We start from the raw sequence: 24,834 nt of genomic DNA, 5'->3' as shown, positions 1-24,834 counted from the left end.
AATTCAGCAAGCTGGGATTGATATACTATTTGCAGCATAGTTGTTCGCTCCCACAGGGGAGTCGCTTCGGGCCACAGAATTTTATTTTGCATTCCTAAGTTCAGAGGTAGTCATGATTAAAAAAATCGGTGTGTTGACAAGTGGCGGTGATGCGCCAGGCATGAATGCCGCGATCCGCGGTGTCGTCCGCGCAGCATTGACAGAAGGTCTGGAAGTGGCAGGTATCTATGACGGTTACCTCGGCCTGTACGAAGACCGCATGATCCAACTTGACCGCTACAGCGTGTCCGACATGATCAACCGCGGCGGCACATTCCTCGGCTCCGCCCGCTTCCCGGAATTCCGTGAAGAGCATATCCGCGCCGTGGCTATTGAGAACATGAAAAAACGCGGTATCGACGCGCTGGTGGTTATCGGCGGCGACGGTTCCTATATGGGTGCTAAGCGCCTGACTGAAATGGGTTTCCCGTGCATCGGTCTGCCGGGCACCATTGATAACGACGTTGCCGGTACTGACTACACCATCGGTTACTTCACCGCGCTGCAAACCGTGGTTGAAGCCATCGACCGCCTGCGTGACACCTCTTCTTCTCACCAGCGTATCTCCATCGTTGAAGTCATGGGGCGCTACTGTGGCGACCTGACGCTGGCAGCGGCGATTGCGGGCGGTTGCGAGTTTATCGTACTGCCGGAAGTGGAATTCAACCGTGAAGACCTGGTAGCAGAGATCAAAGCGGGTATCGCCAAAGGTAAAAAACACGCCATCGTGGCGATTACCGAGCATATCTGCGATATCGACGAGCTGGCGAAGTACATCGAAAGCGAAACCCAGCGTGAAACTCGCGCTACCGTTCTTGGCCACATTCAGCGCGGCGGCTCTCCGGTACCTTACGACCGCATTCTGGCCTCCCGTATGGGTTCTTATGCGATCGAGCTGCTGTTGCAGGGCTACGGCGGTCGCTGTGTCGGTATTCAGAACGAAAAAATGGTACATCACGACATCATCGACGCTATCGAGAACATGAAACGCCCGTTCAAAGGCGACTGGCTCGACTGCGCGAAAAAACTCTACTAAGTGCAAAAACGCCCTCAATAGCGAGGGCGTTTTTTTATCCCCATTTATTCCCCAAAGTTATAGCCAATCTTTTTTTATTCTTTAATCATTGGATGCCTTTCTGGCAGTCTGACGACATCAAAATCGATAACTTTAAGAGAGCGGGCGATGAATAAATGGGGCTTGGGGATTACATTACTGCTGGCTTCCACCAGCGTTCTGGCAAAGGATATCCAGTTATTAAACGTCTCTTACGATCCAACGCGTGAGCTGTATGAGCAATACAACAAAGCCTTCAGCGCGCACTGGAAACAAGAGACTGGCGACAACGTTGTGATCCGTCAGTCCCATGGCGGCTCCGGCAAACAGGCAACATCGGTTATCAACGGTATCGACGCCGATGTGGTGACTCTGGCGCTGGCCTACGATGTTGACGCGATTGCAGAACGTGGCCGTATCGATAAAAACTGGATTAAACGCCTGCCAGACAACTCCGCTCCGTACACCTCGACCATCGTTTTCCTGGTGCGTAAAGGCAATCCGAAACAGATTCATGACTGGAACGACCTGATTAAACCGGGCGTTTCGGTGATCACGCCGAACCCGAAAAGCTCCGGTGGTGCGCGCTGGAACTACCTGGCGGCCTGGGGTTATGCGCTGCATCAGAACGGCGGCGATCAGGCAAAAGCGCAGGAGTTCGTTAAAGCGCTATTTAAAAATGTAGAAGTGCTGGATTCCGGTGCGCGCGGTGCGACCAATACTTTCGTTGAGCGCGGTATCGGTGATGTACTGATTGCGTGGGAAAACGAAGCGCTGCTGGCAACCAACGAACTGGGCAAAGACAAATTTGAAATTGTCACCCCGAGCGAATCTATTCTCGCAGAGCCGACCGTCTCCGTTGTCGACAAAGTGGCAGAGAAGAAAGGCACTGAGAAAGTAGCGGAAGCCTACCTGAAATATCTCTACTCGCCGGAAGGTCAGGAAATCGCCGCGAAGAACTTCTATCGCCCCCGTGATGCGCAGGTGGCGGCGAAATACGCCAGCGCGTTCCCGAAACTGAAACTCTTCACCATTGATGATGTGTTCGGTGGCTGGACGAAGGCGCAAAAAGAGCACTTCTCCAACAGCGGTACGTTCGACCAAATCAGTAAACGTTAATCTCCCCAAACGCCCTCGTAAGAGGGCGTCTTCTTTTCTGTCTGCGTAAAATCCAGGATTTTCAACTTGCCGGGCAATTTGCGCTATCATTCCGGTTCTTTCAGCAAAGGAAGCGGAAAAAATGAAAACAGTGCGTCGCGTCGTCATTGTTCTGTTGGTGCTGGCCTTACTGGCAGCGGCGGGAGCGTGGTTGTGGTTTAAAAACAGCGGTAACCCGGATGCGCTGCGCCATATCGTTACCGAACAATGTTTACCGAACCTGCGTGAGCATAACTCGCCAAAACCCTGCGCCCAGGTGAACCTGAAAGGCGGCTATGTGCTGATGAAAGATCGCAATGGGCCGCTGCAGTTTTTGCTGATGCCAACGTACCGCATCAACGGCACGGAAAGCCCGTTGCTGCTGCAACCGACAACGCCCAACTTCTTCTGGCAGGCGTGGCAATCCCGCGATGTGATGAGCAAACTGCGTGGCAGCACGGTGCCGGACAACGCCATCTCCTTAACCATTAATTCACGCTCCGGGCGCACACAGAACCATTTTCATATTCATATCTCCTGCCTACGTCCTGATGTGCGCACGCAACTGAATGACAATGCCGCACGTATCAGCAGCCAGTGGCTGGCATTTCCGGGGGGGCTGCTCGGTCATCAATATTTAGCGCGCCGCGTGACGGAAGCGGAGCTGGTGCAACGCAGTCCGTTTTTGATGCTGGCAGAAGAAGTGCCGGAAGCAAAAGCGCATATGGGCCGCTTCGCGCTGGCACTGGCGCAGCAGGCCGATGGCTCGTTTGTGCTGCTGGCCACCGAGCGTAATCTGTTAGCGCTTAATCGCGCATCGGCAGAGGAAATTCAGGATCATCAATGCGATATCCTGAAATAACCCCACCATAATTCACGTTTACTCCGCCTGCCTGTCACCGTAGACTTGCTGAAAAAAACTACAGGAGACAGGCATGTCGCTCTGGTTTTCTCACCCTCTGTTCCTTCCCTCTGTCATTGTCGGCATCACTATTGTTTTGTGGGCCACCTCGTTATTGCCGGAATTTATCACCGCGCTGCTGTTTTTTACGGCGGCGATGGTGGCGAAAATTGCCCCGCCGGAGGTGATCTTTGGTGGCTTCGCGTCATCGGCTTTCTGGCTGGTGTTCAGCGGGTTCGTGCTCGGTGTGGCAATACGCAAAACCGGGCTGGCGGATCGGGCGGCGAGAGCGTTATCGGCAAAGCTGACCGACTCATGGCTGCAAATGGTCGCAAGCGTCGTACTGCTCAGTTACGCACTGGCGTTTGTGATGCCTTCGAACATGGGGCGCATAGCGCTGTTGATGCCGATCGTCGCGGCAATGGCGGCGCGCGCGGGTATTCACGAAGGCACTCGTTCGTGGTACGGGCTGGCGCTGGCGGTCGGTTTTGGCACTTTCCAGTTATCGGCAACCATTTTGCCCGCTAACGTACCAAACCTGGTGATGAGCGGCGCGGCAGAAGGCTCTTACGGTATTCATCTTAACTATGTGCCTTATCTGCTGCTGCATACGCCGGTGCTTGGCCTTTTAAAAGGGCTGATCTTGATTGGCCTTATTTGCTGGCTTTTTCCCGGTCAGCCACGTGCGCCCCGCGAGCAAGCCCCTTCTGAACCGATGAGCCGGGCAGAAAAACGGCTGGCGTGGATGCTGGCAGTGGTGCTGACGTTGTGGGTTACCGAAAGCTGGCACGGCATCGGGCCTGCGTGGACGGGGTTAGCTGCCGCCTGCGTGACGCTGCTGCCGCGTGTGGGGTTTATCACGGGTGATGAATTTTCCAGCGGCGTGAATATTCGCACCTGTATCTATGTGGCGGGAATTCTTGGCCTGGCGATTACGGTGACGCAAACCGGGATCGGTAGCGCCGTTGGTGATGCGCTGCTGCATGTGATGCCGCTCGATCCGGCGCGGCCGTTCACCAGTTTCCTGGCGCTGACCGGCATTACCACCGCCCTGAATTTTATTATGACCGCTAACGGCGTACCGGCACTGTTTACTACGCTTGCGCAGAGTTTTGCCGACGCCACCGGTTTTCCGTTGCTGTCAGTGATCATGATTCAGGTGCTGGGATATTCCACGCCGCTATTGCCGTATCAGGCGTCGCCGATTGTGGTGGCGATGGCGCTCGGCAAAGTTCCGGCGAGATCGGGGATGCTGCTCTGTCTGGCACTGGCAGTGGTGACGTATCTGGTGTTGTTACCGCTGGATTACGCGTGGTTTAGCGTGCTGGGGAAATTGTGAGGTAAAACCCTCTCCCGGGTCGGGAGAGGGTAAAACAGAATTACGCCTGTTTTGCAGCTTCTGCCGCTTTAACGATCACCGCAAAAGCGTCAGCTTTCAGGGATGCGCCGCCAACCAGTGCGCCGTCGATATCCGGCTGGGTGAACAGCTCAGCTGCGTTGCCAGCGTTAACGGAACCGCCGTACTGAATGATCACTTGTTCAGCCACTTTCGCGTCGGCTTTTGCAATGTGGTCACGGATAAATTTGTGAACAGCCTGTGCCTGTGCCGGGGTCGCGGATTTGCCGGTACCGATAGCCCAAACCGGTTCGTAGGCAATTACCGCGCCTTCGAATGCCGCAGCACCCTGCGTTTTCAGCACGGCGTCGATCTGACGTGCGCATACTTCTTCGGTTTTACCGGCTTCGTTTTCTGCTTCGGTTTCACCGATGCACAGAACCGGCGTCAGACCCTGCGCTTTCAGCACGGCGAATTTCTTCGCGATCAACTCGTCGGATTCTTTGTGGTAAGTACGGCGCTCAGAGTGGCCGATGATGATGTATTTCGCGCCAATATCTTTCAGCATTTCGGCAGAGGTTTCGCCGGTGAATGCGCCAGACAGGTTAACGTCAACGTTTTGCGCGCCCAGTACAATGTGGCTGCCGTCAGCGGCGTGTTTGGCCAGATCGAGGTACATTTCCGGCGGAGCGATTGAGACAGCACAACCCGTTACGCCAGCCAGCTCGGTACGCAGGTTTGCAACCAGTTCGTTTACCATGTGGCGGCTGCCGTTCAGTTTCCAGTTACCCATCACTAAAGGATGTCGCATTTTTACTCTCCACGCGCTTGGCGAATTAAGGAATATGGCCGCCCCTCAGGGCAGCATGGTCTGTGAAACAGTATAGAGATTCATCCCCTGAAAGGCTTTGCTTTTTGTCATTTATTGTTCTCTTCCAGCGAATCAGATAGCGTCAGCTTAATCGGTTCAACAGCGAAGGTCAGCCCTTTTTCACCGTTGTCTGCTACCACATAGCGAATCGCGCCTTCCGTTTCGGCGTAGTAAGGTTTGTTTTTGCCGTTAGTCAGCAACTTTTGCAGCTTTTGCGTACTTTGTGCGGCGGTTAACGTCGGTGAAAAGGCGCGGATAAACGCCGCCATATACTCCTGAGCTTTTGCTTTCGCCGCTTTTTGCTCCGGACCTTGCACTGGCAGCCAGGTTATCTGCATCGATTTGATTTTCAGCGTACCGCGCTCCAGCGCCGTCGAGGCGTAGAGGTAATCATTGATTTTTGTGGCTGCGCGCGTCAGGTTCGCCTGATCGCCCCGGCTATCCACCGCGCGAAATTCACTGAGCGCCAGCGTCGGGTTATCGGTGTTGAATTTCTCACGAAACTGACTAATCGACTGATCAAATGTCGGCGCGCCCGGCAATAAATAGGGCGCAGTGGTGGCGGTCGACGGCTCTTCTGCATGAGCCGGTATGCTGAAAACCAGCGCGGAAAGGAGCAGCCAAATGGGATAACGCCATGCTTTCATTCACATCGCCCTCTGTTGAGTTTGCTCACGATTAAAACGATATCGGGCTGGCTTGTCAAAAACTCCCGCCGCCAGGGTAAACTACGCGGCACTACGATAATAAGGAACCTTACATGGGCATACAGCAGTGGTTGTTCTCTTTTAAAGGGCGCATTGGGCGTCGCGATTTTTGGGTCTGGATGATCCTCTGGCTATTGAGTATGACGGTGCTGTTCACGCTCGCCAACGGCGGCATGCTCGATTTTCAGATGGCGGCATTTATCCTTGTGTGCCTGATCTGGCCGACAACCTGCGTGATGGTAAAACGTCTGCATGACCGGGGGCGTCACGGCGCGTGGGGTTTTTTGCTGGTGCTGGCGTGGATGCTGCTGTCGGGCAACTGGCAGGTACTGGGCGGTACGCTGGAGTGGACGGTGGGGCGTCTGATCCCGGTGGTGATTATCGTCATGATGGTCATCGACCTGGGCGCATTTGTGGGCACTCAGGGGGAAAATAAGTACGGCAAAGAGACACTGGATGTGAAATACCGCTGATCACCAATAGTGTTCGGCGGTGATATGCCCGGGGCGGCGGCGCAGATGTTTCGCCATCTGGCGGGTATCTTTCAGTAACTGTGTGGTATCGCGCACCATCTGCGGGTTGCCGCACAGCATCACATGGCTGGTCTCCGCTGCCATCGGCAGCCCGACCGCTTCTTCCAGCGCACCGCTTTCAATCAGCGCCGGAACGCGCCCGGTCAGCGAACCGGAAAGGGTTTCCCGGCTGACCACCGTCTGAATCCGCAGTTTCCCTTCATAGCGTTTTTGCAGCTCCAGCATTAGCGGTAAATAACTTAAATCCGCCGCGTAGCGCACCGCATGTACCAGCACCAGGTTTTTGAAACGCTCCAGATCTTTGCCTTCCTGCAACATCGACAAGTACGGCCCAATCGCGGTGCCGGTTGCCAGCATCCACAAAGTGTCGCAGTCCGGCACTTCTTCCAGCACGAAGAAACCCGCCGCTTCGCTCACCAGTAACACCTCGTCTCCCGGCTGGAGTGCGGCCAGGCGCGGGCTAAGTTTCCCTTCCGGCACGGTGACAAGGTAGAACTCCAGATCGGGATTGCTCGGGGCGTTCACGTATGAGTAGGCGCGCTGGACGCGCTCGCCGTCAATTTCCAGCCCAAGTTTGGCGAATTGTCCGGCAGTGAAGGGGTGAACGGGGGCATGAACGGTGAGGCTGAATAGCGCATCGGTCCAGAACTGCACCTTTGTGACTTTTCCTGTTACCCAGTCCGCCATGGTTTTCTCCTGTTCTGTAGCGTTGCCTTATCTTCGTGTCTGTCGTGCGAGATTTCCAGCCCGTGAAGGCCGGAAAGCTCAATTGAACAAATACCCTTACAGTATATGACGCTGCACTTCCGGGTCTTTACGATCCAGATAGTGAATGGACTGAATACGGCGAATGGTGCGCGATTTGCCGCGGATCAGCAGCGTTTCGGTGGTGGCGATATTGCCCTTACGGGTGATGCCGTCCAGCAGGTCGCCTTTGGTAATGCCGGTAGCGGCGAAAATAACATTGTCACTGCGCGCCATTTCATCCAGACGCAGCACATTGCCCGCTTCAATCCCCATGCCACGGCAGCGTTTTAATTCATATTCGCCAATACGACGGTTCTCTTCGTTATCGCCTTTCACCTGATGGCGCGCCAGCAGACGGCCCTGCATATCGCCATCAAGCGCGCGGATGACCGCCGCGGAAACCACACCTTCCGGCGCACCGCCAATACCGTACAGGACATCCACTTCGCTATCCGGCATACAGGTGAGGATGGAGGCGGCAACATCGCCATCGGGAATCGCGAAAATACGTACGCCCAGCGCCTGCATCTCGGCAATAGTATCGTCGTGGCGTGGTTTAGCCAGAATGGTGACCGTCAGTTCACTCAGCGGTTTGCCGAGCGCAGCGGCGACATTACGCAGGTTATCGGCCAGCGGCAGATTGAGATCGATAGCGCCTTTCGCACCAGGACCGACAATCAGTTTTTCCATGTACATATCCGGCGCATTCAGGAAACAGCCCTTATCGCCGACCGCCAGCACCGCCAGCGCGTTGGCCTGGCCCATTGCCGTCATGCGTGTCCCTTCGATCGGGTCAACGGCAATATCGACCGCATCGCCTTTACCGGTGCCGACTTTTTCACCAATAAACAGCATCGGCGCTTCGTCGATCTCGCCTTCGCCAATCACGATGGTGCCGTCTATGTCGACATTGTTGAGCATGATGCGCATAGCGTTAACCGCCGCGCCATCCGCGGTGTTTTTATCGCCACGCCCCAACCATTTGTAGCCAGCCAGCGCTGCGGCTTCGGTCACGCGGGAGAATTCGATGGCAAGTTCTCGTCTCATAACAAACTCTATAGTGAAAGAAATTGAGCGAAGTTTATCACAGCGAGAAGAGGAGGGTTGGTAGAGCAGCCCTCTCTCCGGGGAGAGAGGGCAAGGTTGAGGCTAATTACTCGTCACGCTCTTCCCACGCCATCGCGCGTTTGACGGCTTTTTTCCAGCCGTCGTAGCGGAAGTTACGCTCGGTGGTTTCGATACCCGGGCGGAATTCGCGTTCGATAACCGCTTTTTCCTGCAGCTCATCCAGATTCTGCCAGAAACCAACCGCAAGACCCGCAAGGTACGCCGCGCCCAGCGCCGTAACTTCACGTACTTCCGGACGCTCTACGCGCGTGCCGAGAATGTCAGACTGGAACTGCATCAGGAAGTTGTTGGCAACTGCGCCACCATCCACGCGCAGCGCGTGTAAACGAATGCCGGAATCCGCCTGCATCGCTTCCAGTACATCGCGTGTCTGGAAGGCGATAGACTCAAGCGTAGCGCGAATGATGTGGTTCGCATTGACGCCACGGGTCAGACCGAAAATAGCACCGCGCGCATACGGATCCCAGTACGGTGCACCCAGACCGGTAAAAGCCGGTACTACGTACACACCGTTGGTATCTTTCACTTTGGTGGCGAAATATTCGGAGTCGAACGCGTCGCTGATAAGTTTCATCTCGTCGCGCAACCACTGAATTGACGCCCCCGCCATAAACACCGCACCTTCCAGCGCGTAGTTCACTTCACCTTTCGGACCGCAGCCGATAGTGGTCAGCAGACCATGCTCAGATTTCACCGCTTTCTCGCCAGTGTTCATCAGCATAAAGCAGCCGGTACCATAGGTGTTTTTCGCCATCCCTTCTTTCACACATAGCTGGCCAAACAGCGCCGCCTGCTGGTCGCCCGCGATCCCGGCGATAGGAATACGTGTACCGCCTTTACCACCAATGTTGGTCTGACCGTAAACCTCAGACGATTTACGTACTTCTGGCAGCATGGCGCGCGGAATATCCAGCGCCTCCAGCATTTTGTCATCCCAGTCCAGCTCGTGGATGTTGAACAGCATGGTACGCGAGGCGTTGGTGTAATCCGTCACGTGAACGCGGCCCTGAGTCATTTTCCAGATAAGCCAGGTATCAACAGTACCGAACAGCAATTCGCCGCGTTTCGCACGTTCGCGAGAGCCTTCAACGTGGTCGAGGATCCATTTCACTTTGGTGCCAGAAAAATACGGGTCAACCACCAGACCCGTGGCGTTGCGCACATACTCTTCCATGCCGTCGCGCTTCAGTTTTTCGCAAATATCGGCGGTGCGGCGACACTGCCAGACGATGGCGTTATAAATTGGCTTGCCAGTTTCACGTTCCCAGACGATCGCGGTTTCACGCTGGTTAGTGATACCGATAGCGGCGATCTCGTCGGAATTGATATCCGCTTTCGCTAACACTTCGACCAGCGTTGAGCTCTGCGATGCCCAGATCTCCATCGGGTCGTGCTCAACCCAGCCTGGCTTCGGATAAATTTGTTCAAACTCGCGTTGTGAGACGCTGATGATGTTGGCGTCATGATCCATCACGACGGCGCGGGAGCTGGTAGTGCCCTGGTCGAGCGCAACGATATATTTTTTGTCAGTCATGGTTATGTTCCCGTAGTCACATTACAGCGAAGCTTTTTGTTGAGTCGTGGAGGCGGTGCCTTTTTCTTCTGCCGCCTCACTGGTTCCAGACGGCAGATGGCGACCAATCAGTTTACGATAACCGAATGCGCCGAGCGCCGCGCCTACGATCGGCCCGAACAGCGGGACGAGGAAGTAGGGAATATCTTTGCCGCCGGTAAAGGCAACGTTGCCCCAGCCAGCAAGCCAGGCGAACGTTTTCGGTCCAAGGTCACGCGCCGGGTTCATGGCGAATCCCGTCAGTGGCCCCATGGATGCACCGATAACCGCAATCAACAAACCGATGAGCAAGGGTGCCAGCGGGCCGCGCGGAATACCGTTGCCGTCGTCACCTAACGCCATGATGACGCCCATCAGCACAGCGGTAATCACCATTTCAACGGCGAAGGCCTGCACAAAGTTGATGTGCGGGTTCGGGTAGGTAGAGAAAATACCAGCCAGATCAAGACTTTCAACGCTGCCGCGCACCATATTGTGCGTGTGTTCGAAATCGAGGAAAAGATTGTAGTAAAGCCCGTAAACAAGTGCAGCCGCGCAAAACGCGCCGGCAAACTGAGAAATGATGAAGGGAACAACTTTGCGCCCATCAAAACTAGCGAAGAGCCATAATGCAATAGTCACAGCCGGGTTCAGATGTGCGCCGGAAACCCCTGCAGTCAGGTAGATGGCCATCGCCACACCCAAACCCCAGATGATACTGATTTCCCATTGGCCGAAGGTGGCGCCAGCCACTTTCAACGCCGCGACACAGCCGACACCGAAGAAAATCAACAACCCGGTGCCGAGAAATTCGGCGATGCACTGGCCTTTTAAGGTTGATGTCTGACTCATAATCGGATCCTGCAAAAGAGTAATGGTTATTGTTAGCACGGGCGATCGCTCCCCCATGATGTCGTGTAGACATAGTGTTAATTTATCGTTAACGAGCAAAAACGAGAAATATCGAAATTAAAATGTGTGTACTGCGTCAATAAAATGAGCGTTTTCGAGCGCTGAAGCGCGTTTTTGCACCATAGCGAAATGTGAGCTGAATCATTTTTGTAACCCAGGCCTTAACAATTTAGTGGTAGGCGTGCGCGTTGCACCAGGATGAGGACGAAAAGTGTTGCAAAGCGCAAACAGCGCGGCTCTGCGCTGGACAGGGGCTGGTGGGCTTCATACAATCGGGGACAAGCGAGATCCGCTCAATATCATAAGGCGTCGCCGATTTTCGGGACGGGGATTTTTAAAGACACGCATCATTCGGGTTGCAAGAAAGCGGTGACGCACCTGCAACGCGAAGATATTAAGTGTATATCCATCAGCGCCTTGCAACTCAGGAGAGGTATGACAATGTCATTAGAAGTGTTTGAAAAACTGGAAGCGAAGGTGCAGCAGGCGATTGATACCATCACGCTGCTGCAGATGGAAATCGAAGAGCTGAAAGAGAAAAACAATAGCCTGGCGCAGGACGTACAGTCTGCTCAGCAGAGCCGTGAAGAGCTGGAGCGTGAAAACCACCAGCTGAGAGAGCAGCAGCACGGCTGGCAGGAACGCTTGCAGGCGCTGCTGGGGCGTATGGAAGAAGTCTGATTACGCTTTTCGTGCTGTCGCGGCACTGGCTTGCGCGTATTCACCCCGGTAACGGCGTTGCCGGAGAAATGGGCTTAGCTACAGCGCGAAATGGGCAGGGAAAGTACGGCGATGTCGGATAAGTGAAGCGCTAGCCGGCAAAAAGAAAAAGGGCACCTGACGGTGCCCTTTTTTTACTCGATATCGAGGGGATCTTCGGAAAGGATAATGCCAGTGCTATCGGCATAAAGATGGTCGCCGGAGAAGAAGGTCACGCCGCCGAAATTGACACGTACGTCGCTTTCGCCGATACCTTCGCCCGCTGCGCCAACCGGAATGGCGGCAATTGCCTGAATCCCAATATCCAGCTCTTCAAGATCGTCTACCTGGCGTACTGAGCCATAGACTACAATTCCTTCCCACTCGTTTTGCACCGCAGTGCGGGCGAGATCCGCGTCGATTAACGCACGACGCATTGAACCACCGCCGTCGACCAGCAGGACGCGACCACGGCCGTTTTGTTCGAGCAGATCGTACAGCAACCCGTTATCCTCGAAACATTTCACCGTGATGATTTGTCCGCCAAACGACGACCGTCCGCCAAAATTGGAGAACAGCGGTTCCACGACGTTGATCTCTTCCTGGTAAATATCACAAAGCTCAGAAGTATCGTATTTCATAGGATTAGCGTTCAGTTGCTGCGAGAACCGTCAGTATATCGCGCATCACGCGCTGTTGGCAAAATCATCAATTGTTCGTTGACATTTATCAGTTAAAGATGCGTTTGACTGAGGATTATTCCTAATACAAACAAGAGATTAGTTAACAGTGCACCTTTTACCGTGCGTTCCAGCATCGGCGGCATAGCGCGCGGGTCGAGCTCGCGCAGCACAAAGCGCGCCTGTTTGATAAGCAGTGGTGCTGCCAGCACAAACAGCCAGCCCCACAGGCTTTGCAGCGAAAACAGGTTAAACAGCGCAAGGCATAACAGCGCGCCAACCAGCAGGCCAGCATGGTAACGGCGTGCGTTAATTGGTCCTAAACGGACGACAAGCGTATTTTTGCCGTTTTCGCGGTCACTTTCGATATCGCGCAGATTGTTGATATTCAATACCGCCGTCGCCAGCAGACCACAGGCGGTCGCGGGCAGAATAACGGCCGGGATCAGCATATGCGTCTGCAAATACCAGCTACCCATTACGCTTATCCAGCCGAAGAAAAGCAGCACGGAAATATCGCCAAGGCCAAGATAACCGTATGGACGCTTGCCGACGGTATAGGTAATGGCGGCAATAATCGACAGCCCACCGAGCGCAAGGAAACCGATGAAATCCGCCATCGTTTGTGTCGCCGTGATTACCAGCAGCAGCCCGGAGATACAACTCAGCACGATGACAATCATCAGCGCGCGCTTCATCTGCGCAAGGGAAATGGCGCCTTTTTGCATGCCGCGCAACGGACCAATGCGATCCGGTTTATCGCTGCCTTTGACCGCATCGCCGTAATCATTGGCGAGGTTGGAGAGGATTTGCAGCAATCCGGCGGTGATGAGTGCGAGCACCGCCACCAGCGGATCAAAATAGCCCTGCCACCAGGCCAGCACTGTGCCAACGACAATCGCGGCGAAAGCCAGCGGTAATGTTTTCGGTCGCAGGCTTTCCAGCCAGGCCTGGGTGAGGCTAAGAGATTGCGTTTCGTTCATAAGGTCAGCCAACAAAAATGGGGGCAAAAGCCCCCATCGAGTGTGATGAAAACGTTGTGGCCGGGATTATAAGATAAAACGGCTCAGATCTTCATCTGCCACTAAAGCATCAAGGTGCTTACTCACATAGTCTGCATCAATGGTGATCGTCTCGCCGCCCAGATCGCTGGCGTCATAGGAGATATCTTCCATCAGACGTTCCAGCACCGTATGCAAACGACGCGCACCGATGTTTTCGGTGGTTTCGTTCACCTGCCATGCGGCCTGAGCAATACGTTTGATGCCGTCTTCGGTGAAATCAATGTTTACGCCTTCGGTCGCCATCAGCGCTTTGTACTGTACGGTGACAGACGCGTTTGGCTCGGTCAGGATGCGTTCGAAATCTTCCGTGGTTAACGCTTTCAGCTCAACGCGGATTGGCAAACGGCCTTGCAGTTCCGGGATCAGATCCGACGGGCTGGCAATCTGGAACGCGCCAGAGGCAATAAACAGGATGTGGTCGGTTTTCACCATGCCGTGTTTGGTCGATACGGTGCAGCCTTCCACCAGCGGCAGCAGATCGCGCTGCACACCCTCGCGGGAAACATCCGGACCCGAAGTGTTACCGCGTTTACAGATTTTGTCGATCTCATCGATAAATACGATCCCGTGCTGCTCAACGGCTTCGATAGCGTCCTGTTTCAGCTCTTCCGGGTTCACCAGTTTCGCCGCTTCTTCTTCAATCAGCAGCTTCATCGCGTCTTTGATTTTCAGCTTACGCGGTTTCTGCTTCTGGCCGCCCAGGTTCTGGAACATGGACTGGAGCTGATTGGTCATCTCCTCCATGCCCGGAGGCGCCATAATTTCTACGCCCATCGGCGCGGCAGCGAGATCGATTTCAATCTCTTTGTCGTCGAGCTGGCCTTCGCGCAGTTTTTTGCGGAAAGACTGGCGCGCAGCGGATGGTTCAGCGGCTTGTTCCGGCTGGCCCCAGTTGTTTTTCGCTGGTGGGATCAGCACGTCGAGAATGCGCTCTTCGGCCATCTCTTCCGCGCGGTAGCGGTTTTTCTCGATCGACTGACTACGCACCATTTTCACTGCCGCATCGGTCAGATCGCGGATGATAGAATCCACTTCTTTCCCAACGTAGCCGACTTCGGTGAACTTGGTCGCTTCAACTTTGATAAACGGCGCATTGGCCAGTTTTGCCAGGCGGCGGGCGATTTCGGTTTTACCGACGCCGGTTGGGCCGATCATCAGAATGTTTTTCGGCGTGACTTCATGGCGCAGCTCTTCATCAAGCTGCATGCGGCGCCAGCGGTTACGCAGGGCAATCGCCACAGAACGCTTCGCTGCGTCCTGGCCGATAATGTGTTTGTCCAGTTCGCTGACAATTTCGCGTGGGGTCATTTCAGACATGGGAGATCCTTACGCTTTATAGGCTAATTCTTCGATGGTGTGGAAGTGGTTGGTGTAGATGCAGATATCGCCTGCAATCCCCAACGCCTTCTCAGCAATTTCGCGTGCGCCAAGCTCGGTGTTTTCCAGCAACGCGCGGGCAGCGGCCTGGGCGTATGGCCCGCCGGAACCGATGGCGATCAGGTCATTTTCCGGCTGGATCACATCGCCGTTACCGGTGATGATCAGCGACGCGGTTTCGTCGGCAACCGCCAACAGTGCTTCCAGCTTGCGCAGCATGCGATCGGTGCGCCAGTCCTTTGCCAGCTCGACAGCCGCTTTCACCAGATGACCCTGGTGCATTTCCAGTTTGCGTTCGAATAATTCAAACAGAGTGAAGGCATCGGCCGTGCCGCCGGCAAAGCCCGCAATGACTTTGTCGTTATACAGGCGGCGAACTTTTTTCACGTTGCCTTTCATTACTGTGTTGCCCAGTGTGGCCTGGCCATCACCGGCGATAACGACATGGCCGTTACGGCGTACGCTTACGATTGTTGTCACGAGCAGACCCCTTGGTTACAAATGCACAATACAGCGCCCCGCACGGTGTACGGGGCAGAATGCAATTATAAATGGGGGGTGTTTTAGGGGTTTCAACCCCCGGCGGCAAGACGGATGCAGTTTGCGTGACCGGCCATTTTCAGGCGGCTGATGGTGGCATCGGCGCTCTCTTTGCCTTTCACTGGGCCCATCACCACGCGATTCCAGCCGTTGTTGCTGGTAATACGCGAGTCGAAACCTTCAAATGCCAGCTGTGCACGCACGGTTTCTGCCTGATCCTGGCCTTTAAACGAACCGCACTGGATAAGCCAGCGGCGATCGTCCTTTTTCTCAGCCGTTTGCGGTTGCGCCTTCGGCGTTTCCACTTCACGTGTTACCGGCGCGGCTTGTTGCGTTTTCGGCTGTGACGCAGCGGTATGCGGCGGCGTTTGCAGCAGATCCTGATACGGTTGCGAGGTGGCCGTTTTTTGCTGCGTTGTGCTTTGCGTCTGGCGCGGCGGTGGCGTGGTTTGCGTAGTACGCGCCTGCTGCTGCACCGGCTGCTCCGTTACGCGCGGTTGCGTGCGCGGCTGCTGTGCTTGTACCGGCTGCGACTGCGTCCACTGCTGTTGCTGCTGTTGCATCTGCACCTGTTGCTGCGCCTGGCGCTGACGTTGCAGCGTTTGCTGGCGCTGCTCCGGCGTCTGTTCGTTCCACGGCACTTCGTTGAGCTGCGTCGGCTGCTGGCGCATGTCGGCCTGCATCTGCGCTAAAAGCTGACGCTGTTCGTCGGTCAACTGCTCCGGTTTTTGCACTTCACCACCGGCCGTCGGCTCGGTTGGCGCTCGTACGCCAGGCTGGCGGCTTTCCAGCTCTTTAATGTAGCGCCAGCGCTCTTCCGGTTTCGGCGGCAGGCCGTTGCCGGTCATTTTCTGGTTTTGCAGTGACTCGGATTCTTCTTTTTTGTGGTGCGTAATAAAGTACAAACCACCGATAAAGGCGACCAGCACGGCGGCCGCAATGGCGACCATAGCTGGAGAGACCGCAGACTTGCTGCGCTGTTTTTTCCTTGAGTTACTCGTCTTTCGCCGCGCAGGAGCCGACTGGCTGCGGCGTACATAATCTCGTTGTGCCACTATCGTTTCGCTGTATTTATTTCGTTTATCAGCCCGCCATGTTACTTAAGCGACGGGGTTTTGACCAGAAGAGGGCGTCTGAAAGGCCGCGCCTTTACTTCAGCGCCCGGGTGCTGCCGCGCAGGATTAATTCACACTCCAGCAAGCGCGAACCGCTGCTTACGTTATGCCCCTGCAACTGCTCCAGCAGCAATAACATGGCTTCGCGACCAATCTGATAACGCGGTTGCGAAACGGTGGTCAACGGCGGGTCGCTGAATTCAGCCAGGGAAATGTTATCAAAGCCGATGATCGATAAGTCGTCCGGTACTTTCAAACCCCGGCGTTTAGCTTGCGACAGGGCGCCAAGCGCCATCACATCGCTGTGACAGAACACGGCCGTTGGCGGCTTCGGTAGCATCAATAACTGATCCAACGCCCGCGCGCCCGCCTCAAAAGTGAAATCACCGCGCGTGATGTAATGCGGATCAACGGTCACGCCAGAGCGGCGCAGCGCCTGAACATAGCCCTGCAAGCGGTAATGGCACAGCGGCATCTCTTCCGGACCGGCGATACAACCGATTCGCTGGTGACCCTGTTCCTGCAAATAATTGACGGCATTAAAGGCGGCGGTCAGGTTATCAATATGCACCGTCGGCAACTCCAGCTCCGGCGCGAATTCGTTAGCCATCACCATTGGCGGCAAATTGCGTTGCTCTTCAATGCTGGCGTCAAACGGCAAACGCGAGCCGAGCAGCAGCATGCCGTCGATTTGCTTGGTGATAATCAGGTCGATAAAGGTTTTTTCCTGCTGATTTTGATGGGCGCAGTCGCCAATCAGCACCAGATAGCCGTGTTCTGCGGCGGTCACTTCAATGCCGCGAATAATCTCGCTGAAAAAGGGATCGCAAATATCCGGCACAATCACCAGCAGTGTGCGTGATTCATTGCGTTTGACGTTGCGTCCCATCGATTGAGGCAAATAACCCACTTCCATTGCCGCTTGTTCTACCCGGTTGCGGGTAGCCTGCGACACTTTTTCCGGGTTCATTAATGCACGTGACACAGTTGCCGTCGAAACCTTTGCTTTCATGGCAACATCTTTCATGGTCGCTGCCGCAACCTGATTTTTGGGTTTCACATTGTTCTCCTCGCATGCACGGCGCAGGCGTTGTCACATTTTTATCAGATAGTTAAGCGCACCGGTTACAGAATTTTCATGAAAAGTGTGATGAAAGTTGAATTTTATACGCCGGCTCGCAGCGTTAACTTTCAATCGGGTCGACATCCAGCACCCATTTCACCCGCCGAGCGTCCGGCAGGGTGTTAATCAGGGCCAGCGCGCCGGTGACGATATGCTGCAGGCGAATACGGGAAGGATGTTGTAGCAGCAACTGCCAGCGGTAACGCCCGGCGCGTTTGGCCGCCAGTGCCGGAACCGGGCCCAGGATCCAGAGCTGGTTGTCCGCCAGTGGGCTGGCTTGCAGCAGATTTTTAAGCTGTTGCAGAAACAGCGGCGCGTGCTGGTTGTTCTGATCTTCCGCGCGGATCAGCACATGGCTGGTCCACGGCGGCAATTGCATGGTTTGCCGCTCCGCCAGCGCCTGTTCCGCGAAGGTGTCATAGCCTTTATGCAGTAGCGTTTGCAGAAGCGGATGTTCCGGGTGGTGCGTTTGCAGTACCACTTCGCCCTGTTTGCCTGCGCGCCCGGCACGGCCGGAAACCTGGGTATAAAGCTGGGCGAAACGCTCGGCAGCGCGGAAATCTGCCGAAAATAACGCGCCGTCGACATCCAGCAGCGCAACCAGCGTAACATCCGGGAAGTGGTGGCCTTTTGCCAGCATTTGCGTGCCAATCAGAATGCGCGCGCCGCCGCGATGTACTTCGGCAAGGTGTTGCTCCAGCGCGCCTTTGCGGCTGGTGGTATCGCGGTCAATGCGTGATAGCGGCACACCGGGAAACATCGGCGTTAACGCGTGTTCCAGCTGTTCAGTGCCAAGGCCAACAGGCAATAAATGTGTTGAACCGCAGGACGGACACTGGCGCGGCACCGGGCGCTGGCTGTCGCAGTGGTGACAGCGCAAATGCTGCTGCGCCTGGTGGAAGGTGTAATAGTGGTCGCAGCGCGGGCATTCCGCTATCCAGCCGCAGTCATGACACAGCAATGCAGGCGAAAAACCACGGCGGTTAAGGAACAAAATAACCTGGTTTCCCGCCTGTAAATGCTGGCGCATACGGTTGATGAGCGCCGGAGCCAGGCCGGCCTGTAACGGCTGGCCTTTCAGATCCAGCACATGCTGCATCGCGGGTCGCGCGTGGCCAGCCCGGCGGGTCAGGCGCAGCAGATGGTATTTGCGTGACCGCACGTTGTGCAGAGTTTCCAGCGCAGGCGTTGCCGAGCCAAGAATGATCGGGATCTGCTCACTGTGAGCGCGGTAAACCGCCAGATCGCGGGCGTGATAACGCCAGCCTTCCTGCTGTTTATAGGAGCTGTCATGCTCTTCGTCGATGACGATCACGCCAAGGTTCTTAAACGGGGTAAACAGCGATGAGCGCGTGCCGATCACAATCGCCGCTTCACCGCTCTTTGCTTTTTGCCATGTGATCAGGCGTTCGCTGTCGTTCAGCCCGGAGTGAAGCACTTCAACTGGCGCGTTAAAGCGCTCGCGAAAACGGGCGATAGTTTGCGGTGTCAGACCAATTTCCGGCACCATCACCAGCGCCTGCTTTCCCTGCGCCAGCACGTTTTCCAGCACGCTTAAATAGACTTCTGTTTTACCTGAACCGGTCACGCCCGCCAGTAACCAGGCGGAAAAGCGATCCGCTGCGCTGTGAATAGCGCCAACGGCGGTGGCTTGCTCTGTGTTCAGGCGCAGCCGGTCGCCGCTTACGGAAAATGTCGTGCGCCAGTCATTAAAGGCTGGTGTTTCGCTGTTCATCTCCGCCAGCCCTTTGGCGCGCAGCGCTTGCAGGGTAACGCTTTTCAGATCCAGCGCTGCCAGTTGATGCTGCCAGATTTTGCCTTTTCGCAGCGCCGAGAGCGCCTGTTGTTGTTTGGCTGATTTGACGCGATTGATGTCCATCGCCTGGCCCTGCTCGGTCGCAAACCAGTAGCCCTGGAACTGCGCGCTGGCGGGCTTAGTCTGGCGCAGCAGAACGGGAAGGGCGTTAAACAACACATCCCCGATCGGATGGTGGTAATAATCCGCAGCCCACAGCAATAACCGCCAGACCGCCGGGGAAAAAACCGGTTCGCTGTCGAGCACCTCTTCCACGCTCTTGAGATCGGTCAGCGGCAGTTCGCTTTCGTCGCCCACTGACAGCACAATGCCGACGCGGTGCTGGTTACCAAACGGCACACGCACGCGACAACCCGCGCGCGCGGACATCTCATCCGGCAACAGGTAATCGAACGTGCGGGGCAACGGTACAGATAGCGCAACGCGGGCGACGGGCATCTCATCATCCTGACTTGAAAACTGGCGGGATAGTATACACATTGTTGCTACCGGCGAGCGGATCAGTTTGCATGTGCTGGCTAATTTCTGTATGATTCGCCGCCTTTGATGCGTTTTGAACGTGCCAAAGATACACTTACATATTAACTCGCGTGGTGTCTGGCGTTAGGGCTGGAAGAGCGACGCGGCCTTAAACTGAGGTTTCCCATGAAAAAAGGTATTCACCCGAATTATGTAGCGATTACTGCAACCTGTTCTTGCGGTAACGTGATCAAAACCCACTCCACCGTGGGTCACGACCTGAACCTGGACGTATGCGGCAAATGCCACCCGTTCTTTACTGGTAAACAACGTGTTGTTGATACCGGTGGTCGTGTTGAGCGTTTCAACAAACGCTTCAGCATCCCGGGCAGCAAATAAGTTGCCAAAGAAAAAAGCGCCGAAAGGCGCTTTTTTTGTCTCTGCGTTTTGCCGAAGGGGCGCTTTTTTGTGATAAAAGTCACAAAAATATTGCTCTGCTTAAAAAGTGAGCATATGCTTTTCGCCATCCATTCCTGTGACATTGGGCGGAAAAATGAGCGATTTGCTGACGGCTGTGAAAAACGTATTTATGTCTTACCTGCTCTCGCTGGCGGAAGTGCACCCGGAAGTGACGCGCTTCTGAGTGAGCCGATAAGATAAACAGATTGAAACAAAAAGGGCGGAAGATATCTTCCGCCCTTTTTTATTGCGATCAGTATTCCCACGTATCCGGGTCGATCCCCAGTTCACGCATAATCACTTTCGCCTCTTCCGGGATTTCGTCGCTGCGCTCTTTACGCAGGTCTTCATCGTTCGGCAGGGGTTGACCGGTAAACGCATGCAAAAACGCTTCACACAACAGCTCGCTGTTGGTGGCGTGACGCAAGTTGTTCACCTGACGACGGGTACGTTCATCGGTGAGGATTTTTAACACCTTAAGAGGAATGGAAACCGTAATTTTTTTTACTTGCTCACTCTTCTTGCCGTGCTCAGCGTATGGGCTGATATATTCGCCGCTCCATTCAGCCATGAGATACCTTTAATCCTCTCAGTCATTAGTCTAAACCCGGACACCGCCGGGCCGTAATTCCGCGTAGTTTACCGTAGAGTCAACATGGTGACACGGTGTATCGCTCAGCTACCGGTACTAAAGCGTATAATTTTAACGGCTATTGTACTTTTGCTCAATCTATACGCAAAGAAGTTTAGATGTCCAGATGTATTGACGTCTATTGTCGCAATGTTTACTCTGTCGTGAGACTTTTCATCCATTAAGCCAGGAAGCCTTCACCATGACGCGTAAACAGGCCACCATCGCAGTGCGTAGCGGATTGAACGATGACGAGCAGTACGGTTGCGTTGTCCCGCCTATTCATCTCTCCAGTACTTATAATTTCACCGGCTTTAACGAACCCCGTGCGCATGACTATTCGCGTCGCGGCAACCCAACGCGTGATGTGGTTCAGCGTGCGCTGGCAGAACTGGAAGGTGGCGCGGGCGCGGTATTGACCAATACCGGCATGTCGGCAATTCATCTGGTGACGACCGTCTTTCTCAAACCAGGCGATCTGCTGGTTGCGCCGCACGACTGCTATGGCGGTAGCTATCGCCTGTTCGATAGTCTGGCGAAACGCGGTTGCTACCGGGTGAAATTTGTTGATCAGGGCGATGAGCAGGCATTGAAAGCGGCGCTGGCGGAACAACCGAAGCTGGTGCTGGTCGAAAGCCCAAGCAACCCGCTGTTGCGCGTTGTGGATATCGCGAAAATCTGCCAGCTTGCGCGTGAAGCTGGCGCAATCAGCGTGGTGGATAATACGTTCCTGAGCCCGGCCCTGCAAAACCCGCTGGCGCTGGGCGCGGATTTGGTGCTGCACTCCTGCACCAAATATCTCAACGGCCATTCCGATGTGGTGGCGGGCGTGGTGATTGCGAAAGATGAGGCGACTGTCACCGAACTGGCATGGTGGGCGAATAACATTGGCGTCACCGGCAGCGCCTTCGACAGCTATCTGCTGTTGCGCGGTCTGCGTACGTTGTCGCCGCGCATGGAAGTGGCGCAGCGTAATGCTCAGGCGATCGTCGATTTCCTGCAAAAACAGCCGTTGGTGAAAAAACTGTACCACCCGTCTCTGCCGGATAATCAGGGGCACGAGATTGCTGCGCGTCAACAAAAAGGCTTTGGCGCGATGTTAAGTTTTGAGCTGGATGGCGACGAACAAACGCTGCGTCGTTTCTTAAGTGGTCTATCGTTGTTTACGCTGGCGGAATCATTAGGCGGGGTTGAAAGTTTAATCTCCCACGCCGCGACAATGACCCACGCAGGCATGGCGCCGGAAGCGCGCGCCGCAGCGGGAATTTCTGAGACGCTATTGCGTATCTCAACCGGTATTGAAGACAGTGAAGATCTAATTGCCGATCTGGAAAATGGCTTCCGGGTCGCAGCTGAGGGGTAAACATGAGTGTGATTGCGCAGGCAGGGACGAAGGCTCGTCAGCTGCACAAATTTGGTGGGAGTAGTCTGGCGGATGTGAAATGTTACCTGCGTGTCGCAGGGATCATGGCGGAGTATTCACAACCGGGCGACATGATGGTTGTCTCGGCCGCAGGCAGCACCACCAACCAGCTGATCAACTGGCTGAAATTGAGCCAGACTGACAGGCTTTCTGCGCATCAGGTTCAACAATCGCTACGTCGTTATCAGAGTGATTTAATCAGTGGGCTGTTGCCCGCCGCTATCGCCGACGGTCTGACCAGCGAGTTTATTCACGATCTTGAACACCTGGCGGTGCTGCTGGATGGTGGCATCACCGACGCGGTTTACGCCGAAGTAGTTGGCCATGGTGAAATCTGGTCGGCGCGTTTAATGGCCGCCGTGCTGAACCAGCAAGGTCTGGATGCCGCCTGGCTGGATGCCCGCGATTTCCTGCGTGCCGAACGCGCGGCACAGCCGCAGGTAAATGAAGGTGCGTCTTATCCGCTGCTGCAACAACAGCTGGCGCAGTATCCGGGCAAACGTATTGTGGTGACGGGCTTTATCAGCCGCAACGAAGCCGGTGAAACCGTGCTGTTGGGACGTAACGGTTCGGACTACTCGGCCACGCAAATTGGCGCGCTGGGCGATGTTACCCGCGTAACCATCTGGAGTGACGTGGCCGGTGTTTACAGCGCGGACCCGCGTAAGGTGAAAGATGCCTGCCTGTTACCGCTGCTGCGCCTTGATGAAGCCAGCGAGCTGGCACGTCTGGCGGCACCGGTGCTGCATGCGCGCACGCTACAACCGGTCTCCGGCAGCAATATCGATCTGCAATTGCGCTGTAGTTACCACCCGGAACAGGGGTCGACACGCATTGAACGCGTGCTGGCTTCCGGCACCGGGGCGCGGATTGTCACCAGCCATGATGACGTCTGCCTGATTGAGTTTGTTGTACCGTCCGGGCAGGACTTCAAACTGGCGCATAAAGAGATTGACCTGATCCTTAAACGTGCGCAGGTACGCCCGCTGGCGGTTGGCGCACATGCTGACCGCAACCTGCTGCAGCTTTGCTACACCTCAGAAGTGGTCGATAGCGTCTTTAAACTGCTTGATGAAGCCGGTTTACCGGGCGAATTGCGTTTGCGTCAGGGGCTGGCGCTGGTAGCGATGGTTGGTGCGGGTGTTTGTCGCAATCCGTTGCACAGCCACCGTTTCTGGCAGCAGCTTAAAGGCCAGCCGGTGGAGTTTATCTGGCAATCTGACGAAGGCATTAGCCTGGTCGCCGTGCTGCGCGTTGGCCCAACGGAAAGCCTGATTCAGGGGCTGCACCAGTCGCTGTTCCGCGCGGAGAAACGCATAGGTCTGGTGCTGTTTGGTAAAGGCAATATTGGTTCCCGCTGGCTGGAGCTGTTCTCGCGCGAGCAGAGCGCGTTGTCGGCGCGTACCGGTTTTGAATTTGTGCTGGCGGGCGTGGTGGATAGCCGCCGCAGTTTGCTGAGCTATGAAGGGCTGGATGCCAGCCGTGCGCTGGCGTTCTTTAATGATGAAGCGGTAGAGCAGGATGAGGAGTCGCTGTTTTTGTGGATGCGCGCCCATCCGTACGACGATCTGGTGGTGCTGGATGTCACCGCAAGCTCGCAGCTGGCGGAGCAGTATCTGGATTTCGCCAGCCACGGCTTCCATGTGATCAGCGCCAACAAACTGGCCGGAGCCAGCACAACCGATACCTATCGTCAGATCCACGATGCGTTCGAAAAAACCGGTCGCCGCTGGTTGTATAACGCCACTGTTGGCGCCGGTCTGCCGGTGAATCATACCGTGCGCGACCTGCGTGAAAGCGGTGATTCGATTCTGGCGATCAGCGGAATTTTCTCCGGTACGCTCTCCTGGCTGTTCCTGCAATTCGACGGCACCGTGCCGTTTACCGATTTAGTGGATCAGGCCTGGCAGCAAGGGTTGACCGAGCCGGATCCGCGCGTTGACCTTTCCGGCAAAGATGTGATGCGCAAGCTGGTGATCCTCGCCCGCGAGGCGGGCTACGATATCGAACCAGACCAGGTGCGCGTAGAGTCTTTAGTGCCTGCGGGTTGCGAAGAGGGATCGGTCGATCACTTCTTTGAAAATGGCGATGAGCTGAATGAACAGATGGTGCAGCGCCTGGAAGCCGCCCGTGAAATGGGGCTGGTGCTGCGTTATGTGGCGCGTTTTGATGCCAACGGTAAAGCGCGCGTCGGCGTCGAGGCCGTTCGGCCGGAACACCCGCTGGCGGCGGTTTTGCCGGGGGATAATGTTTTTGCCATTGAAAGCCGCTGGTACCGCGATAACCCGCTGGTGATCCGCGGGCCGGGCGCGGGGCGCGATGTGACCGCTGGCGCTATCCAGTCGGATATCAATCGCCTCGCACAGTTACTGTAATTCCTTTCTTTTATCCTCTCCCGGGACAGGGAGAGGATGCTGTGCGGCATCATGAACTTTTTTCATCTTCGCTGAACATTCCTCACACAGAATAGTGATTTTCCTGTTGACGCCCCGATCGTTTTCCGTCATTTTTACATCTGGACGTCTAAACGT

General features: G+C 55.3%; 23 protein-coding genes. 9 read left to right on the top strand and 14 right to left on the bottom strand.

Annotated features, from left to right (window positions below; translation table 11 throughout):
- Positions 1-112: 112 nt before the first annotated feature.
- From pfkA to AAIG26_RS21035, 4 genes are all read left to right on the top strand, one after another.
- Entirely contained in the window at positions 113-1,075 is a 963-nt protein-coding gene (pfkA, locus tag AAIG26_RS21050; RefSeq protein WP_017459651.1) for a 6-phosphofructokinase, read from the top strand.
- A gap of 147 nt (positions 1,076-1,222) precedes the next feature.
- Positions 1,223-2,212, top strand: coding sequence for a sulfate ABC transporter substrate-binding protein (locus AAIG26_RS21045; RefSeq protein ID WP_343181390.1), 990 nt, complete (start codon positions 1,223-1,225; stop codon positions 2,210-2,212).
- Positions 2,213-2,333: 121 nt separating this feature from the next.
- The gene (locus AAIG26_RS21040) at positions 2,334-3,092 is read left to right on the top strand and encodes a CDP-diacylglycerol diphosphatase (protein WP_045512320.1); all 759 of its coding nucleotides are present in this window, start codon (positions 2,334-2,336) and stop codon (positions 3,090-3,092) included.
- Between the two features lie 73 nt (positions 3,093-3,165).
- A complete protein-coding gene (locus AAIG26_RS21035) occupies positions 3,166-4,470 on the top strand; it encodes an SLC13 family permease (RefSeq protein ID WP_343181389.1) in 1,305 nt (434 codons plus the stop codon).
- Positions 4,471-4,510: 40 nt separating this feature from the next.
- Here the strand turns inward: AAIG26_RS21035 and tpiA are convergent, their stop codons facing one another.
- Entirely contained in the window at positions 4,511-5,278 is a 768-nt protein-coding gene (tpiA, locus tag AAIG26_RS21030; RefSeq protein WP_017459647.1) for a triose-phosphate isomerase, read from the bottom strand.
- 107 nt (positions 5,279-5,385) lie between these two features.
- Entirely contained in the window at positions 5,386-5,985 is a 600-nt protein-coding gene (locus AAIG26_RS21025; RefSeq protein ID WP_343181388.1) for a YiiQ family protein, read from the bottom strand.
- 113 nt (positions 5,986-6,098) lie between these two features.
- Here AAIG26_RS21025 and AAIG26_RS21020 point away from each other — a divergent pair, with 113 nt between their 5' ends.
- A complete protein-coding gene (locus AAIG26_RS21020; protein ID WP_020455952.1) occupies positions 6,099-6,518 on the top strand; it encodes a DUF805 domain-containing protein in 420 nt (139 codons plus the stop codon).
- On the opposite strand, the gene fpr is transcribed toward AAIG26_RS21020, so the two are convergent.
- From fpr to AAIG26_RS21000, 4 genes are all read right to left on the bottom strand, one after another.
- Positions 6,519-7,265: a ferredoxin--NADP(+) reductase gene (gene fpr / locus AAIG26_RS21015; RefSeq protein WP_343181387.1), complete on the bottom strand. Its 747-nt coding sequence runs from the start codon at positions 7,263-7,265 to the stop codon at positions 6,519-6,521.
- Between the two features lie 96 nt (positions 7,266-7,361).
- Positions 7,362-8,372, bottom strand: coding sequence for a class II fructose-bisphosphatase (gene glpX, locus AAIG26_RS21010; protein WP_343181386.1), 1,011 nt, complete (start codon positions 8,370-8,372; stop codon positions 7,362-7,364).
- 106 nt (positions 8,373-8,478) lie between these two features.
- The gene (gene glpK / locus AAIG26_RS21005) at positions 8,479-9,987 is read right to left on the bottom strand and encodes a glycerol kinase GlpK (RefSeq protein WP_020455954.1); all 1,509 of its coding nucleotides are present in this window, start codon (positions 9,985-9,987) and stop codon (positions 8,479-8,481) included.
- Positions 9,988-10,008: 21 nt separating this feature from the next.
- Entirely contained in the window at positions 10,009-10,857 is an 849-nt protein-coding gene (locus AAIG26_RS21000) for an MIP/aquaporin family protein (RefSeq protein WP_017459641.1), read from the bottom strand.
- A gap of 495 nt (positions 10,858-11,352) precedes the next feature.
- Here AAIG26_RS21000 and zapB point away from each other — a divergent pair, with 495 nt between their 5' ends.
- The gene (gene zapB, locus AAIG26_RS20995) at positions 11,353-11,598 is read left to right on the top strand and encodes a septal ring assembly protein ZapB (protein WP_086873298.1); all 246 of its coding nucleotides are present in this window, start codon (positions 11,353-11,355) and stop codon (positions 11,596-11,598) included.
- A 173-nt stretch (positions 11,599-11,771) separates the two neighbouring features.
- Here zapB and rraA read toward each other — a convergent pair whose 3' ends face one another.
- The 7 genes from rraA to priA all read right to left on the bottom strand — a co-directional run bounded on the left by rraA (position 11,772) and on the right by priA (position 19,769).
- Positions 11,772-12,257: a ribonuclease E activity regulator RraA gene (rraA, locus tag AAIG26_RS20990; protein WP_020455956.1), complete on the bottom strand. Its 486-nt coding sequence runs from the start codon at positions 12,255-12,257 to the stop codon at positions 11,772-11,774.
- A 92-nt stretch (positions 12,258-12,349) separates the two neighbouring features.
- Entirely contained in the window at positions 12,350-13,279 is a 930-nt protein-coding gene (gene menA, locus AAIG26_RS20985) for a 1,4-dihydroxy-2-naphthoate polyprenyltransferase (protein WP_097407362.1), read from the bottom strand.
- Between the two features lie 66 nt (positions 13,280-13,345).
- Positions 13,346-14,677: an HslU--HslV peptidase ATPase subunit gene (hslU, locus tag AAIG26_RS20980; protein WP_020455958.1), complete on the bottom strand. Its 1,332-nt coding sequence runs from the start codon at positions 14,675-14,677 to the stop codon at positions 13,346-13,348.
- A gap of 9 nt (positions 14,678-14,686) precedes the next feature.
- Positions 14,687-15,217, bottom strand: a complete 531-nt coding sequence (hslV, locus tag AAIG26_RS20975; RefSeq protein ID WP_020455959.1) for an ATP-dependent protease subunit HslV — start codon at positions 15,215-15,217, stop codon at positions 14,687-14,689.
- A gap of 92 nt (positions 15,218-15,309) precedes the next feature.
- The gene (ftsN, locus tag AAIG26_RS20970; RefSeq protein ID WP_343181385.1) at positions 15,310-16,332 is read right to left on the bottom strand and encodes a cell division protein FtsN; all 1,023 of its coding nucleotides are present in this window, start codon (positions 16,330-16,332) and stop codon (positions 15,310-15,312) included.
- Between the two features lie 94 nt (positions 16,333-16,426).
- Entirely contained in the window at positions 16,427-17,452 is a 1,026-nt protein-coding gene (gene cytR, locus AAIG26_RS20965; RefSeq protein ID WP_045512302.1) for a DNA-binding transcriptional regulator CytR, read from the bottom strand.
- 124 nt (positions 17,453-17,576) lie between these two features.
- Positions 17,577-19,769, bottom strand: coding sequence for a primosomal protein N' (gene priA, locus AAIG26_RS20960; protein WP_343181433.1), 2,193 nt, complete (start codon positions 19,767-19,769; stop codon positions 17,577-17,579).
- A 207-nt stretch (positions 19,770-19,976) separates the two neighbouring features.
- Between priA and rpmE the strand changes: the two genes are divergently transcribed.
- On the top strand, positions 19,977-20,189 hold the full coding sequence (gene rpmE, locus AAIG26_RS20955) for a 50S ribosomal protein L31 (protein WP_007369223.1): 213 nt from the start codon (positions 19,977-19,979) through the stop codon (positions 20,187-20,189).
- Positions 20,190-20,502: 313 nt separating this feature from the next.
- Here rpmE and metJ read toward each other — a convergent pair whose 3' ends face one another.
- The gene (gene metJ, locus AAIG26_RS20950) at positions 20,503-20,820 is read right to left on the bottom strand and encodes a met regulon transcriptional regulator MetJ (RefSeq protein WP_007369220.1); all 318 of its coding nucleotides are present in this window, start codon (positions 20,818-20,820) and stop codon (positions 20,503-20,505) included.
- A 262-nt stretch (positions 20,821-21,082) separates the two neighbouring features.
- On the opposite strand from metJ, the gene metB reads away from it, so the two are divergent.
- Together metB and AAIG26_RS20940 are read left to right on the top strand one after the other, a co-directional pair.
- The gene (gene metB / locus AAIG26_RS20945) at positions 21,083-22,243 is read left to right on the top strand and encodes a cystathionine gamma-synthase (RefSeq protein WP_020455964.1); all 1,161 of its coding nucleotides are present in this window, start codon (positions 21,083-21,085) and stop codon (positions 22,241-22,243) included.
- Positions 22,244-22,245: 2 nt separating this feature from the next.
- Complete coding sequence (locus tag AAIG26_RS20940) at positions 22,246-24,678, top strand: bifunctional aspartate kinase/homoserine dehydrogenase II (protein WP_020455965.1); 2,433 nt, start codon at positions 22,246-22,248, stop codon at positions 24,676-24,678.
- Positions 24,679-24,834 lie beyond the last annotated feature (156 nt).

The sequence above is a fragment of the Kosakonia sp. PSU_27 genome, from assembly GCF_039409795.1.
Lineage (GTDB): Bacteria > Pseudomonadota > Gammaproteobacteria > Enterobacterales > Enterobacteriaceae > Kosakonia.
This window is presented reverse-complemented; position numbering and strand designations above follow the sequence as displayed.

Excerpts from the sequence above, each read along its gene's own strand:
- pfkA (WP_017459651.1), top strand. The coding sequence starts at position 113 with ATGATTAAAAAAATCGGTGTGTTGACAAGTGGCGGTGATGCGCCAGGC.
- tpiA (WP_017459647.1), bottom strand. The coding sequence starts at position 5,278 with ATGCGACATCCTTTAGTGATGGGTAACTGGAAACTGAACGGCAGCCGC.
- AAIG26_RS21035 (WP_343181389.1), top strand. The coding sequence starts at position 3,166 with ATGTCGCTCTGGTTTTCTCACCCTCTGTTCCTTCCCTCTGTCATTGTC.
- AAIG26_RS21025 (WP_343181388.1), bottom strand. The coding sequence starts at position 5,985 with ATGAAAGCATGGCGTTATCCCATTTGGCTGCTCCTTTCCGCGCTGGTT.
- AAIG26_RS21000 (WP_017459641.1), bottom strand. The coding sequence starts at position 10,857 with ATGAGTCAGACATCAACCTTAAAAGGCCAGTGCATCGCCGAATTTCTC.
- AAIG26_RS21045 (WP_343181390.1), top strand. The coding sequence starts at position 1,223 with ATGAATAAATGGGGCTTGGGGATTACATTACTGCTGGCTTCCACCAGC.
- glpK (WP_020455954.1), bottom strand. The coding sequence starts at position 9,987 with ATGACTGACAAAAAATATATCGTTGCGCTCGACCAGGGCACTACCAGC.
- AAIG26_RS20940 (WP_020455965.1), top strand. The coding sequence starts at position 22,246 with ATGAGTGTGATTGCGCAGGCAGGGACGAAGGCTCGTCAGCTGCACAAA.
- priA (WP_343181433.1), bottom strand. The coding sequence starts at position 19,769 with ATGCCCGTCGCCCGCGTTGCGCTATCTGTACCGTTGCCCCGCACGTTC.
- fpr (WP_343181387.1), bottom strand. The coding sequence starts at position 7,265 with ATGGCGGACTGGGTAACAGGAAAAGTCACAAAGGTGCAGTTCTGGACC.
- AAIG26_RS21020 (WP_020455952.1), top strand. The coding sequence starts at position 6,099 with ATGGGCATACAGCAGTGGTTGTTCTCTTTTAAAGGGCGCATTGGGCGT.
- hslU (WP_020455958.1), bottom strand. The coding sequence starts at position 14,677 with ATGTCTGAAATGACCCCACGCGAAATTGTCAGCGAACTGGACAAACAC.
- metJ (WP_007369220.1), bottom strand. The coding sequence starts at position 20,820 with ATGGCTGAATGGAGCGGCGAATATATCAGCCCATACGCTGAGCACGGC.
- AAIG26_RS21040 (WP_045512320.1), top strand. The coding sequence starts at position 2,334 with ATGAAAACAGTGCGTCGCGTCGTCATTGTTCTGTTGGTGCTGGCCTTA.
- glpX (WP_343181386.1), bottom strand. The coding sequence starts at position 8,372 with ATGAGACGAGAACTTGCCATCGAATTCTCCCGCGTGACCGAAGCCGCA.
- rpmE (WP_007369223.1), top strand. The coding sequence starts at position 19,977 with ATGAAAAAAGGTATTCACCCGAATTATGTAGCGATTACTGCAACCTGT.
- rraA (WP_020455956.1), bottom strand. The coding sequence starts at position 12,257 with ATGAAATACGATACTTCTGAGCTTTGTGATATTTACCAGGAAGAGATC.
- zapB (WP_086873298.1), top strand. The coding sequence starts at position 11,353 with ATGACAATGTCATTAGAAGTGTTTGAAAAACTGGAAGCGAAGGTGCAG.
- menA (WP_097407362.1), bottom strand. The coding sequence starts at position 13,279 with ATGAACGAAACGCAATCTCTTAGCCTCACCCAGGCCTGGCTGGAAAGC.
- metB (WP_020455964.1), top strand. The coding sequence starts at position 21,083 with ATGACGCGTAAACAGGCCACCATCGCAGTGCGTAGCGGATTGAACGAT.